Raw genomic sequence first — 15,246 nt, forward strand, 5'->3', positions numbered from 1 at the left:
GATTATCAAGTTGGGATATAAGATTACCCGAAAAGATATGGGTACTTAATTTCCTGGAGTATATGATAAAGAAAAGTCAACCGTAAATTAAATTTATGGTTGACTTTTAGGTTATTCAATTCCTTGCTTTTTGCTTCTGCCCTTAGCCTTGTCCTTCGGAGCTTTCGGCTTTTTTGCAAGTCTTGCGGCATCACGCTTCATCTTCGCTCGCTCAAAATAGCAAGTCTTTTCACGTTTCGGAGCATTCTTCTTTGCTTCGATAGCAACCTGATTCAGCTCATCGGTAAGGACTTTCAGCCTTTCCTCCTTGCTGTCAAGCTCATCCTGCTGAGGAAACGGCTCTGCTACGATCTTCTGAGCTTCTGCGTGGTCAAGCCGTAGCTTGGCAAGGTTCTCCTGAGTACGCTCGATTTTGCCGTCAATATTGTAGAGGGCAGCTTCAAGACGGTTCAGGTTGTGGGCAAAGCTCTCAATCAGCTTCGTGGTATGTGATGCGGCACCTTTCAGGCAAGCGGACATACCGCCGCCCATCATGTTGCTGTTTACCGTCACACTCAGGTCAAAGCCCTGGAATGAGCCGACTTTCACAGGTGTATCGGCATACTTGATAGCCAGTACCGCATCTTCCAAAGCCTTAGCCGCTTCTTTTCGGTCGGTGTACTCAGTCTCACCAATGATGATCTTGAATACGGGCAGTTTACGCTCAGGATCAATCGGGAGCTTGCGGAGTGCTTCACGGTCAGTATGTAGGTCATCGAGGATAGCAGTAAGTCTCTGTTCCAGTTCGGGGAACTTAGCGATTCTATCCTCCATTTCAAATACCGTGTTTCTATGCTCCGCAGCGAGTACCCTCAGCTCCTTCACATCGTTTTCAAGCATCAGCTTTTCCTTGATACGCTCATCGCCAGTACAGAGCGCCTTGATTTCCGAGTAAGTAAGTGCCTGCTGGTCCACATCTTCACACTTTCTTGCCGGAGTCTTGCTCGTCATGATCTGACTGATAAACCTCTGCTTGTTCTCCAAAGTCTGGTAGCTGTACGCATCGAACGTGCCTTTTGTGACATAGCGGAAGATCTGAACATTCTTGTTCTCATTGCCCTGACGGATAATTCTTCCGGCGCGCTGCTCAAGGTCAGCCGGTCTCCACGGAATATCGAGGTCATGGACGGCAATAAGCCTTTTCTGTACGTTAGTGCCTGTACCCATCTTGGCGGTTGAACCGAGCAGTACACTGATTTCTCCGCTGCGGACTTTATCAAAGAGGTCAGCCTTCTGCTGTTCGGTTTTCGCATCATGGATATATGCGATTTCCTCCGCAGTGATACCCTTAGCGATCAGCTTGTCACGAATATCGTCATATACACAGAAGTCGCATTCTTCTTCAAGCGACTCAACCTCAGCGATAGACTTCTTATCCTTAGCATCATCAGCATCTTCACCCTCGACCGCCGCTTCCTGAGCCTTATGCGGAACGCCCAAGTCACAGAAAATGATCTGCGTGAGCCTGTCCTCAGCCGTTTCAGCGTGGATACGGGCAACATTCTCAACACAGCGGTTAAGTTTGGTATCGGGATTATCCTCAAAGGACGGATCAATCAGACGAGGATCAAGACCGAGCTTTCTTCCGTCGCTTGTGATCTTCAACATATTGTCAATCGACGGATCAACATTGCCGGCATTGATAGCATCGGCTCTGTCGGCAAGCTCCTGAACAAGCTCCTGCTGGAAAGGAGTAGCATCAACCTGAACCACCTGATAATCACAGTCAGGCACATCAAGTTTCAGCGTATCAGCGGTACGAATGTCAGCGACCTGTTTGAACATGGACATAAGCTCAGGCAAGCCGGTGTAGTTTGCAATGCGTGTGCGCTCTTTGAAACCGTTACCCGCTGGCTTTAACTCCCAATCTGTTTTCTGTTCACCGAACACCGCAACCCAGTTGTCGAAGTGCTGTAAGCCGTGATCGCTCAGGAAGTCATATTCAAGGTAACGCATCATGGTGTGCAGCTCGGTAATGGAATTGCTCAGAGGTGTGCCAGTTGCAAAGATAACGCCCTTGCCGCCTGTCTTTTCATCGAGGTATCTGCATTTGAGGAAAAGATCAAGTGCTTTCTGAGAAGCCGAGTTGGAAATTCCGGCTACATTCTGCAATTTTGTGGCGACAAAGAGGTTCTTGAACTCGTGGGCTTCATCGACGAACAGACGGTCGATACCGAGCTGTTCAAAGGTCAGAGTATCGTCCTGACTTGCTTTTTGTAGCTTGTCAAGCTGCTTTTGCAGGCTCTTACGAGTACGCTCCATAGCCTTAATCTGGAACTTAGAGCCTTCGCTCTTTTTAAGCTCCTCGATACCACGCAGAATATCGTCGATTTGGCTCTGAATGGTCGTTACCTGTCTCTCCTTAGAAACAGGAATTTTGCCGAGCTGAGAATGACCGATGATAACTGCATCATAGTTGCCAGTAGCGATTTTTGCAAAGAGCTGCTGGCGATTTTCCTTCTTGAAGTCCTTTTTGGTTGCAACAAGAATGTTAGCACCTGGGTAGAGCTTCTGAAAATCGTCACCGATCTGCTCTGTCAGGTGATTCGGCACAGCAAATAGGCTCTTGGTACAAAGACCTAACCGCTTGCTTTCCATTGCTGTTGCAATCATTTCATAGGTTTTGCCCGCGCCGACGCAGTGAGCGAATAATGTGTTACCGCCAAACATAGCGTGTGCGATAGCGTTTTTCTGATGATCGTGCAGGTGAATGTCCGCTGTCATCATCGGGAAAGAAAGTGCCGAACCGTCAAACTCACGGGGACGGATACTGTTGAACAGCTCATTGTAACGCTCCACAATAGCTTCACGGCGGACGGGATCTTTGAAGATCCACTCCTTGAAAGCCTTGCGAATATCGTCAGCTTTACGCTGTACCACACGGGTAGCATCAATATCTACCACACGCTTTTCCTTTGTATCGCCCAATCCGTCCGGAACCTCAATAGTCTTGTAGACCTTCGGCTCTTGCAGATTCAGCAAATGCTCAAAAATATCGTAGGCGTTCATCTTATGAGAGCCGTACTTCTGAGTCGCAAGCACCGACCTGTCGGAAGATTTGTTGCTTACATGGAAAGAGTTAGCGTGGACGGAGTATTCTACCCCTACGATAGCAGACTTGTTCCACCTTGCAGACGGACTGTCACTCCGCTGATACGCCGGAGTCTGCAACAGCTCATACATGAACTGCTCGTAATACTTCGGATCAAGCCAAGCGGCACCGAGCTTAATGTCAATATCTCCGGCTTTCAGCGGTTCAGGCATAGCCTGTTTCAACGCAGACACGTTTATATTGAAATCGGGATCGTACTCAGCGATCTCCTCAGCTTCACGGAGCTTTTTGCGAATATCGCCTGACAAGTATTCACTTGCAGTCTGATACTCGTTCTCCGTATGGGGAATCTTGAAAATCTCGCCCGTAAGGTCGTGCTTCAGCTCGTCCTCGGTCATACCCGTGAGCTTTCCCATGTACTCAAAGTCCACTCTTGCTTTCTCCGCAATTGAAAGCGTGAGAGCTTCAAGTGCGGTATCAACGTGTTCCACAGCCTTCGGCGGTACGATAGTCCGCTTTGTGAAAATATCGGACTTTTCAAGGAGCTTAGTCTTATCATAGCTCTTTTCCAGTCCTGCCACAAGGTTATACGAAACATCTTCCGCAAAGTAACGCTTGTTGGTCTGCGAGTGGATAAGCCCGAACTTCTTGTAAAAATCGTCATAAGCTGTATTCAGCTTTGCCTGCAAATCCTTGATAACGCTGTCAGGCTTGTCAAGCTCCATCGCTTCAATAAGCTCTCTCGTCAGATCACGCAATTCAATAAAAGCAGTAAAACGCTTGTGCTGTGCAGTACCCTTATCGAAACGGAACTCACAGGCAGCGTTATTCTTTTTGAAGAACACCTGATCGTCAGAAAGGAAAAAGCTGTAATTACGCAGTTTAGAGGGAATCTGCACCTGAACACCGTCGGCAGTCTTAGCGTAAACATCTCTGCCGCGCTCATGACTGATCTCCGCAGAGAGCTTGCCAACAGCTTCATGGAGTGCTGTTTTCAGGTCGAAGCCGTCCTCTGCGACAACCATAGTTCCGCTGCCGTAGAGCTTGTTGCCCTCGACCACCGTGCCAAGCACCATATCAGGGTGCTGTTCAAAGTATTTGTTGATCGGCAGTCCGTCTTCAGTCTGCCCGATATGTACCCAATCAGGAATATCGGACATTTCGGCAAGCGACTTGCCCTGATGCTTTTTCAGGAAGATAATATCCGTGGTGACTTCCGTGCCTGCATTGTCCTTGAAAGCTCCGTTCTTACCGCCCGGAAGTCTGATCGCGCCGATGAAGTCAGCCTTGTCAGCCAACATCTGGCGAGTGCTTTCATCACGCTTGTCAAGTGTGCCTGCCGAGGTCACGAATGCCATGATACCACCGTTTTTCAGCTTGTCGAGAGCTTCCGCAAAGAAGAAATCGTGCAGTTTCGTGGTATCGTGAACGGTATCACGGAAACCAAGCTCACCGAACGGCACATTGCCGACAGCCACATCAAAGCTGCCATTCTGAAAACGGTTCTGCTCAAAACCCTGAATTGCAATATCCGCATCAGGATAGAGAGCCTGAGCAATTCTGCCGGACAGCGAGTCGATCTCCACGCCGTAGAGCTGAGAGTGTGTCTGCATATCTTCGGGCATACGACCGAAAAAGTTTCCGATACCCATTGCAGGCTCTAAGACATTACCGCCGTCAAAGCCGAATTTACCAAGAGCTTCGTAGATTCCGTCAATAACGGTCGGGCTGGTATAAAACGCATCATTGACCGTTGAACGAGCCTGAGCGTACTCCTGCGGAGTAAGCAGCTCAGAAAGCTCCTTATATTCTGCGGCCCACTTCGGATCGTCCTTATCAAAAGCCTTAGCCAAAGCACCCCAGCCGACATATTTCGACAGGGTTTCCTTTTCCTCAGCAGTCGCAGGACGCTTCTCACGTTCAAGTGTTTTCAGCGTTTTGATAGCATCAACATTGGCACGGAACTTTGTCTTAGCACCGCCGTCACCGAGGTTATCATCGGTGATCGTGAAGTTTTCGCCCTTATCGGGTGCAGTTACTTCCTGCACAGGAGCATCGACCGCAGGCGGAATAATCTTGTATTCACCGCTGCGTATAAACTCATCAGCGAGGAAGGTCACACGGGACGTAAGTCTCGGAGCATCTTCAAGTGCCGTGTCTGCAAGCGTAATGAATCCGCCCATATCAAGACTTTCGACCTTATACTCCTTGCCCTTGTATTCAAGATGATCACCAACAGACAGCACGGGTGCAGTCGTTTTGGGTACAATTTCCGGCTCTTTCTCAGCCTGAACTGTCTGCTCACGCTCCAAGCTGTCAACGAAATGAAAGCTCATGAGCATATCGCCGTTGTCAAGCCGAGAAGTCAGCTCACCGCCGTTAAACGTCCAGTTCTTCGCACGGTCAAACTCCATGTGGAGGTCTTTGCCCGTAGGTTCTCCGTTTTCATCGAGCTTTCGGGAAGTAAAATCAACCGTAGTAACGCCTGTGACCACTCTGCGCTCTCCGATACACTCAGGACGGAGGTGGTCAGTGATCTCAAACATCATACCCGGCTGGATAGCCTTTTTGAACTGAGACAGGTTCTTGACCGTAGGAATTTCAGGCTTATCGGGTGTTACCTCAGTCTTTTCAGGCTCAGGCTTCACGGGTGCAGACTGCTCCTTTTTAGGTTCAGCCCTGCCGATATACTCATACATACCGCTGTTCAGGAGCTTATCATAGGAGATATTCTCCGTCACAGCAAAACCGCCGCTTTCTCTTGTGATAGTGCAATCGTCCGTATAGAACGGTAACGCACCTGTCAGCGAAATAACCTCAGAAACCTCGCCACTAATCTTGTGACGAAATCGGTCACCGACTTCGACCTTATGGGGTTCAGCCTGTTCTGCTTTGAGTGCAGCCCTTTCTTCTTTTTGTTCAGCCGAGAGATAAGTATCATCCCTGAGCCGTGATTCTGTCATTGTTGCGACATTGTACCATGAATGACGGAACTTTTCGCCGTTCTCAAAGCTGAAAGTAATACCCTGAGAATTGTAGTCCACAAGGGAGATATTGCCTTCACCGCTGTGACCGCCTGTTCCATACTCCTTTTTCAAGAAATCGGCAAGCTGCTGGATAGTCGGGTGCTGTTCCTCATAGAAGTCCTGCACACGGAGCTTGCCGTGAACAAAGCCCGTACCGCGGTCGATTTCAGCGGCTAAGGCTTCATAGACCTGAACGCCGTCCACCACCGGACCTTTCGCAAATTCGGTCTTCGGCTTTTCCTTTGCAGGCTTAGAAAATGTAAGCGGTTCAGGATCACCGAACAAGGAGAGCTGTTCGCCCTGAGCTTCGGGCATTTCCCAAAACGGAACATCGGAGTTTTCGTTCTTCTGAATTTCATCAATGACTGCTGCATCTGTAAAGAGAGGACGATCAATATCCTCAGTCTCCGCAATAGGTGTCTCCACCGCAGGAGCATCATCGACCGCCATAAGACCAAGCTCATAGGCTGCGCCGTCGATCTCTGCCTTATGATTTTCATAGGTGTCGATAGAGATAATGCCCTCGGCATTGTCAATGATAACAGTCGCACCGAGGGAAAGTGCCTTATCCTTGATCTCGTTAAGGCTTTCGGCATCGCCCTTGTATTTCAGAGTGACCGCAGAAACATCATCAGCAGGAAAAGAAACTTCTGCAACATCGGCGGCATCGCTCATAAGGTCAACCGTCTGTTCGTTCTTTCCGGTATGACGCTCGATCACTTCATCGGGAACGGAAATGAGGTCAGAGAAATCAAGTCCAGTCAGACCGTTCTCGATCATATCCTCAATGCTGTCATACTGCTCCGTATTGTAAACTTCGCCGTCAAACTCGTAGGTGATCTTGAAGTCCACAAGGTCAGCCGTCACCTGAATAGGCAGCTCATCGTCGGTCAGAGTGGTAAACACCAGACCGACATTGTGCAGATCATCAAAATCAGCACTCTCACGGTACTCTGCTTCGCAGAAGTCGTTAATTAAGAACTTTGCCTTATCAAGCGGAGTCTCAAAAGTACGCTGAAAGTCCATGATCTCCACAGGTTTGTCGGGATTATGTTCAAGCATCGCAGTACGCAGGAGCGCCGGAAATGTAGTCAGCTCACGGTACGGCTCGATCTCCATTTTATCGCTACGGTTATAGATACCGCAGACGGGATCACCGTCATAAAACAGCTCACCGACTTTATCGCCGTCAGCGATAGCAAGTTTCCATGTGCCGCGCTCTGTCTCCGCAGATTCGCAGTCAGTGCCGAAGAACTTATCAACGACCTGCTGTAAAGTCTGGAGCTTTTCAGGCTCACGCTTCGGAGGATTCAGCTCAAAAGCCTGTTCGATCAGGACGGAATATCCTGCATCACTGAGCTTTTTGGAGTATTCGTCTTTATCCTCAGCCGGAAATCCGACCATAGGCTGCCCGTTTTTTGAGTGCATTTGCAGTCCGAGGACTTCCACACCGATCTCAGCATTTTTGCCGTGCATCTCGTAAAAATCGCCTGCCTTGCGGAGCGATACCGGACCTTTATCTTCGGGTTCAGCCTTTTCAGCCTGCTGTCCGCCTTTGCTGATGATCTCAAAGCCCTTTTCCTCCATATCTTGCTGCCAGCCGTCGTAGGCAAGTACATCAGAAGTGCCGAGCAGAATACCGCCATAATCGGGAGCGTCAAGGTCTTTCAGCGAAATACTCTTATCGCTGATCTTCTCGACCTCACGGCGAGCGCCGTCATACATGATAATATCACCAACAGCGAGATCGGATACTTTGGCTGTTTCGGACTTTTCCTGCACAAGCTCCTTCTCCTTGAAAAACTCAGGCATTTCCGTAAAACCGAAACTGTCACAGAAATATGCTGTATCCTTGCCGTCAGCGGAAATGACGATAACATCAGAAACAGAAAGAGAGTGTCCGAAGAAATCATCGGGACGGTCATTATTAAACTGAGTGAAAAGTGCTTCAAGCGTAGCATTGCCCCTGAACTCTCCGACCTCACCCTCATACATAAGCTCATAATCGTCCTTGTTGAGCTGTACACCGTCCTTTTTGAGTTGTTCCATACCCTCAAAGCGAATGCCGTGATACTTCTCACCACCGGGAAGCTGATAGATTTTGAAAGTCCCTTGTGCCTTTTCCACATTATCGTAGGTGCGGATCGGGTGCTGCGCCTTGAAATCGTCGAAAATACGCTGTTCCTCAGCAGTCAGCTCAGAGTGTGCTTCAAGGAAAGGAACGAAAATGTCAAGCATTCTCTGCGCCCTCTCCTTATACTCCGGCTGATTGAACGGGTGCTGCGTATAACCGAGGATACCCTCATTGTATGTGCGGATATGGTCGATCAGCGAACCGCCGCCCGTACCCTTGCCGTCGCCAATATCAAAGCGGCCGTCATAGTTGAACTCCTCACCGCCGATGACAGCAGTAATGCTGAAATCAGTCTTTTTGTACCAGCCTGCTTTCAGATCAGGGATAGTACGCTCTGAATGCTGCTTCTCATCAAGGTATTCAAGGACAGCATTGCCGAGGGCAAAACTGCAATCAGGGTGTGCAAGGGCAAAATCGTGAACGATGTCGCTTTCGCTAACCCATTCATCGCCCTTATCCTTACCGAAATGGAAAGAGAGGCTATCCGGCTGTTTTTCGGGTGTTTCTGCATCAAAGCTCACATGATACTTTTCCTTTGCGATGATAGCAAAAGCCTTTTCGGTCAGTGCTTCATCACCGAGAATATCATGGAGAGCCTTCTTGATACGGTTGAGCTTCGGGATATTATCGCCGTTCTCCCAACCGTGCAGAGCCGCACCGTCAAATGCAGTCAGAAGGTCAGCGATCTTTTCATCGGACATATCGGGAATCGCATCGAGCATATCGTCACGCACCCACCATAAAGCGAGATCGTCAAATTCCTCATGGATACGGTCTATGAAAGCCTGGCCGATCTCCTCAAAGGAAACAAAACGCTCCATACCGCCGAAACTGCAATTATATCCGTCCTCAGTCCTCTCTAAATGCAGGGAATGACGGAGGTTCTCAGCATAGTAGTACACTCTGTCCGAAATCTTGCCGTCCTCAAAGACAAACTCAATGTCAGAAGCAGTACCGCCCTCTAACAGTCCGAGGGCAAGCTCACGGCGAATATCCTCACCATAATGGAAACGCTGGGCAAGGTCATAGAACGCAGGCTCACTCAGATGATAGCCGAAAGCCGCCTTGTCGCTGGGCTTATGCTTTTCAAGATACCCACGCTCAAACATCGGATACGCCATATCCTCCCACTCATCGGAGGAAAGAGTACGCACTGCAAGGAACTTTGCAAGGTCAGCCTGCGGAAACAGCACTTCTTCCTCAGTAGGAACTCTGTTTGCGTTCTCACGGTTGATAACTGCCTGCTTATGGGCAGTCAGAAAGTCAGCAACATCGGATTCCTGCAAAGCATTGTGCAGAATCTCGTCATAAGCCTGAATATCCTCAGCGGTGAAACTCTCGTCAATGCTGTCAATCTGTCCTCTTGTCACATCACCCACGAACATAGCAGTAATAGCGGCCCTCTGTTCATCGGAGAAATCGTGCTGAGAGAAAAAGTCGGAAAGCTCGATACTGCGATCAAAACTGGACTTTGCTTCAAGCATATCGGTGAGCTTGCTGTTTTCGCCGTATCTCTCTGCAGGAGCTTGTGCCAAGTATGCCTGAACAAGAGACAGCATTTCACCGAACTGTGCTTCATCGTATCTGCGGTCAAAGAAATCAGCAAGATCAAGCTGCATATCCTCAACAGCAAGACGATGAACTACGGGCGAAAGTGCGATATTCTGCTCCATAGAAAGACCGAGGTCAGTCATTTTGCGGAGCATATTTGTCTCACGGACAGCGTTCTCCAAAGCTCTGTGAAATGCAGGAGCGTTCTCCTTATCGACCGCAAAAGCAACCTTACCGTCACGGACAACAGCATGATAGCTCACACTTGTTTCAAGGAAAGGCTTGACCTCTCCGAACTGATCAGGTGTGAGCTTGCTCATATAGTAATGGGTATCACGGTTTGCACGATAGTCACGATTGCCGACTTCCTGCGCCTTATCGGGACTTGCGAACTGCTTACGCATATTCACGACTTCGTCCCTGATGTTGCGGACAGCAAAGAGGTCAGCGTGAGAAACCGTCAGCGTACCCTTGCCGGACGGATAGACTCTGCCCGAAAACTGCATACCACGGGCTTTCATGATCTCAGCCATTTTCAGCACAAGGTCACGGTCAGCGGAAAGGTACTCTTTCTGCGGAATATAACGATACTCCGCTGAACCGAAGATGTTTTTTTCGGGCGGAGAATAAGGTCTGTTGGATTTGGTGGGAACAAGGTCGGGAGTGCCTGCGATACGCTTGAACCACTCTATATCTTTATCATTGATCGCCATAATGACGGAATTATCACGGGCATAGGCATAGTAATTGATGCCCGAATTATCAAGCTGTTTCTGCAATCTTGCAAAATCCGCAGCCTGGATCGTCACAAGGTTTTTGTCTCTGTTATCTGTTGCCTTGTTCCACATTTCGTTGCCGTAATACTGCATATTCGTTTGCTGAACCTCCTTTTTTTCAGTCTCATGTTCTACTTGTTTTGGGATACAACGAAGCATATCATTCCAGTCTTTATATGTATCGGGAGTGATAACACGCTTCATGTCTGGATACTGCTCCTGCAAACGCTGGGCAAATTCATTGCCTGCGGTATCATTGTCGGAGCAAAGGAAAACATTCTCAGGCGGGATATTATGACGGAGCATCGTGTCAAGAACGATATTCGGCTTCACGCCCATCATGGAAACAAGCCTGCAATCCGTCATTTCCTTATCGTGCATTTGCAGATAGGAGAGCATATCTATTGCACTCTCAAAGAAAAAAGCCTTTTCGCCCGTGCCGCGGACAACCTCAAAGCCGTGCCCATCGGCTGAATGTTCGGCAATACCCTTGAATCGGTGTTCTGTCGAAGTACCGACCTTTTCAGCACCGATGACCTTGCCGTTATCGTCATAATATTTGAAAAGCACATTGCCTGTCTTTTCTTCCTGAGATACTACGCCCTGTCTCACAAGTGAAGCCACAAGGTCATAGTCAAGCCCTCTGGTCTTGCAGAGATACGCAAATACACGCCTGCAATTATCAGCTTCGGCAAGGGAAAGCTCCCTTGCCGTTACTGTTTTCGGCTTCTGTTCGTAGGTGCGGGACGGAGTATATGTCAGGTCATAGTGTTCACCGTTGAGGGCTTCAACGGCTTCTACAAAGGACATTCCCATAAACTCACGGAGAAATCCGATATTGTCACCGCCTTCACCTGTGCTGAACCGATGCCACACACCACGTTCGCCCGGACCGTTATCCTTGATGTGCAGACTGTCGTGTTCCTTCCATACATACTCCTTGCCGACCTTTTTCAGATCAAAGCCGTGAGACATGAGGAACTGCGGAAGATTGACGTATGCCGCCCTTTCTTTCTGTTCGTCTGTTATTCTCATTTATTCAAGTCCCTGATTATTTCTCTTTTTGGGTGTCTGCTGTTTCTGCTGCGGATTCTTCTGCTGTCCGCGCCCGCTGATACGCTGAACGTCCTTCTGCATTCGTCCACGGGAAAAGAAAGCTCTCTGCGAATCCTTCTTTGCGACCGTGACCGCAGACTTTGCACCGCCGAATACCGCAGAATGTTCTACGCCCTTAGCGGTCAGCTCTGCGGACTTCTTACGAGCCTGCCCCTCGTCCATTCGCTGGGTGAAACGCTCCTGTTTCGGGAGAGCCTTGAAAAAGTCGGAATTTACAAACTCCACGGCTCTTTCACCCTTGACAGCACTTTCGATCTGCTTATATGCCGGAGCGTTTGCCTTTGAAACTGTGACCGCTACCGTGTCATTTTTGCGGACAACCGCAGAATACGGAATATTTGCCTTTTGCAGCTCTGCCACAATCTTTCGTGCCGTGCCGATAGGCTCTACACGGGTATGCTTATCTTCCTTGCCGAGCGAAGCATAGTATTCGGGATTGATCGTCTGATACTTGCCCTTTTCGCCTTTACCGCCGTTCTCCTGCGCCGCTTCTGTTCTTGCGATCTTGCCGATAGCGGCATACATAATATCGTTGAGGGCAGGAACATCTTTCTTTGAAACGGTAATGCCGACCTTATCCTCGCCCTTAGTGGCAGCGGAATAGTCAATGCCTGCCGCCGTAAGAGCTGTCATGACTTCGACCGCCTGAATATCCGTCATTGTCTCCACATGGCGGTCATTGCGGGGAAGCTCCTTGTAGTAATCGGGATTCACCTTGAAACCGCCGTCATCGGTCAGAACTGCATCGCCGTTTTCGAGCATAGCTGTCAGCCAGCTATCGACCTCGACTTCATCAGCCATATCCAGTATTTCAAGCTGTTTCTTCATGTTTACAAGCTCATCGGCGGCATTGTCCCTCATTTCCTGCGGTACAAACGGGTTCTCCGCAATGCTCTCCATATTCTTGATAGCTTCACGAAGCTCCGCCCTTGCCTTATCAATATCTTCCTTGCTGCCGTTATTGATAAGACCGTCGATCATGTTGTAATCATCTTCAAGCTGCATTTCTACACCCGCAAGGGGCTGAATACCGAGCTGATCGGCAAGTGCGGCGACCTGCGACCTGTCGAGCGTTTCCACTTCCTGTGCCGCCTGCACAGCCCCCTCAGCAAGTGTGGGCATATCCATTGTGCCGTCCTGCACCATTTGTCCGAGTTTGTCGCCGGTCAGCTTCATGGACGCATCAAGCTGATCGTTAGTTTGCTCTGCATAGTGCGTTTCGGGACGGGCGAGCTTCATGATCTTATCGTCAAGTGCCGTGATACGCTCATTCACGCTTTTAAGCTGTTCGGAGAGCTTATACTTGTCCACCACGCTTGTGGCAGGATCATTGTATGTAGTGAGGATCTCCTGCTTTTTGGCTTCAAGAGAAGCCTTCTTATCGCTCAGACAATCGACCGTTGCACCGTTCAGCCGTGTCATAGCATCGGCAAAGGCTTCACGGCGTTCCTTATTGAAGCCGATAGAAAAGCTCTTGATCGTATCATTGAGAGCAACCACACGGTTCAGCTTGTGTTCAATACGGTCACGCTTGGCAGTCATGGTGTCGATCTTCTTCCAACCCTGTTCGACCTTCTGTTCACGCTTCGGGATCTTCTGCTCACGGATAGCGGATATACGCTGTTCGTTGATCTCAATGATCTTGCGGATACCCGGCAGATTGCCGACTGTCGCTTTGAGCATACGGTTCGTATCTTCGAGCTTGTCAGCCTTAGCAGACAGAGCTTCGATCTTCGCCTTGTTGCGGTCAATCTTGTCCGTCTGATTAGCGATCTTTTCATCAAGGGAGTCGATACGCCCCTGATGAAACTCCGCCTTAGCGTTCAGAAAAGGAAGAAGTTTTCCCGACTTCTGAGCGCCTGTTTCGTCCTGCTGATGTTCCTGCGCCTGAGCCTGTTTTCTGCGGAGTTCTTCCTCCGCATCGACCGCAGGCTGTTCGGCGGTACGCTTTTCATCATTATCCTGTACGGGCATAGGCTACCTCACTTTCTGCGCTTCACGATGATGATGACTGCTGCGGTCACTGCCGTAACAACGGCACTTCCGATGATGATAAACTTCTTCATGGTCTGTACTTCCTTTCTCTTTCTTCGGTCTGAATGATACGCTCCTGTTCGTCACGCTGTCTGCGTCGGGCGATCTCAGACAAATGTTTGTGGGCTTCTCTGGTAAAATGGTCATTGGCATGACGGCGCTGATAAGCATTGTAAAGCTCATCAAATGTAGGAACTGTATCCGCCGTCTGCACTGGTTCGGTAGGAGCTTTCTCCTGTTCCTTTCTGCGCTCATACTCCTGAATATCCGATACAGTCCTGCCGTTCAGCGTATGGATACGTTCAAGCTCACGCTGAAGCGTGACCTTATCGCAGAACCAAAAATTGACGTAGGTCTTGCAGAGTGCAAGCTGAATCTCATCGGGACGGGACTGCAATGTGCCTATCGTGGTATTCAGCACCTCGGCAACCTCTCCCAACAGCCGATAGTAGCCGTCAGGCTCACCGTAAACTTGCAGCTCACGGAGCAATGCTTCATAGTCTCCCGATGAAACCTTTGCGATGATTTCCTCAACTTCTTCTTTGTAGCTGCCGTCATAGGTAAGCACTATTTCGCTGTCACCGAATCGTGCTGAAAAAGGAATACCGCTTTTATCGAGGGCAATAACAATGTCAGATGCTTTAGTAGTCTCAAATCTTGCAAACTCCTTGTTGCTTATAGTGCCTACATCGACACCGCTGATATACGGAAACTCTGTCATGTGGAGATCATCTCCCTGATGTTGTCGATCAGCTCGGTATTGGTGCTGTCGGGATCGTACTCCATAGCGTATGCACCACAGATATTCTCTTGAATGCGGTGAGGGAGCGACCTCAGCTCACGAACGGGAGTGCCGATCAGCTTTGCAACCTTGTCTAAGTCAGCGACCGCAAGAGCCTTGTTCACAAGGTCGTAGAAACGGGCTGTCTGTGAGCTGTCCATCATGAACTCATAGACGATAGTCTGCTGTGTCTCATAGTCAAGGCTGCGGAGTGTTGCAAGTGTGATGCCCGTGGACTTGGCGACCTCTGCAAGCTCAATGTAGATAGAACCTTTCTGCCACAGGTTATCGAGGGCTTCAAATATAGCCTTTTTGTCTTCGTCGTTCTTAACGGCGACCTGTTCAAAAACCGCAGTCATGCTGTTTTTGATCTCATCGTCCATAGCGGTAATGCTGTCCTCGGAGACACCGAGGATTTTTGCGACTTCCGCAAGCTGGTTATTGTTCATAAAGATTATCCTTTCGTATCTATTCAGTCCTGTTGTTTAATCATGCAATAAATATGCAAATGCGCTTTGAAACAAAACAGAATTGCTTATGCTCCGACTTGCATTGCAGCAATATAAGATTGTTCAGAGCAATAATAATCAAATATGAAGACGACATCTTGTTTTATTTCTTATTTTAACAACAGGACTGAATAGTTACATCCTTTCTGCTTTAAGCCAAATAATTGACTTTTCGGCGGTAGTTTGTTATAATGTAAGAAGAAGTTGTCGGGATTACAGCCCGATAAT

The 15,246-nt window shown here is 49.0% G+C and carries 4 protein-coding genes; all 4 read right to left on the reverse strand.

The window, feature by feature from the left end; genetic code table 11:
• Positions 1-111 precede the first annotated feature (111 nt).
• Positions 112-11,613, reverse strand: a complete 11,502-nt coding sequence (locus tag DW015_RS04785) for a YodL domain-containing protein (protein WP_117904571.1) — start codon at positions 11,611-11,613, stop codon at positions 112-114.
• Positions 11,614-13,668, reverse strand: coding sequence for a DUF4316 domain-containing protein (locus DW015_RS04790; protein ID WP_117904574.1), 2,055 nt, complete (start codon positions 13,666-13,668; stop codon positions 11,614-11,616).
• Positions 13,669-13,756: 88 nt separating this feature from the next.
• The gene (locus DW015_RS04795; protein WP_117904575.1) at positions 13,757-14,449 is read right to left on the reverse strand and encodes a hypothetical protein; all 693 of its coding nucleotides are present in this window, start codon (positions 14,447-14,449) and stop codon (positions 13,757-13,759) included.
• Positions 14,446-14,958, reverse strand: coding sequence for a hypothetical protein (locus DW015_RS04800; RefSeq protein WP_117904577.1), 513 nt, complete (start codon positions 14,956-14,958; stop codon positions 14,446-14,448). The genes DW015_RS04795 and DW015_RS04800 overlap by 4 nt, the downstream gene beginning before the upstream one ends.
• Positions 14,959-15,246: the final 288 nt, after the last annotated feature.

Source organism: Ruminococcus sp. AF37-20, from assembly GCF_003460465.1.
In the GTDB taxonomy this organism is placed as follows: domain Bacteria; phylum Bacillota; class Clostridia; order Oscillospirales; family Ruminococcaceae; genus Hominimerdicola; species Hominimerdicola aceti.

Excerpts from the sequence above, each read along its gene's own strand:
- DW015_RS04785 (WP_117904571.1), bottom strand. The coding sequence starts at position 11,613 with ATGAGAATAACAGACGAACAGAAAGAAAGGGCGGCATACGTCAATCTT.
- DW015_RS04790 (WP_117904574.1), bottom strand. The coding sequence starts at position 13,668 with ATGCCCGTACAGGATAATGATGAAAAGCGTACCGCCGAACAGCCTGCG.
- DW015_RS04795 (WP_117904575.1), bottom strand. The coding sequence starts at position 14,449 with ATGACAGAGTTTCCGTATATCAGCGGTGTCGATGTAGGCACTATAAGC.
- DW015_RS04800 (WP_117904577.1), bottom strand. The coding sequence starts at position 14,958 with ATGAACAATAACCAGCTTGCGGAAGTCGCAAAAATCCTCGGTGTCTCC.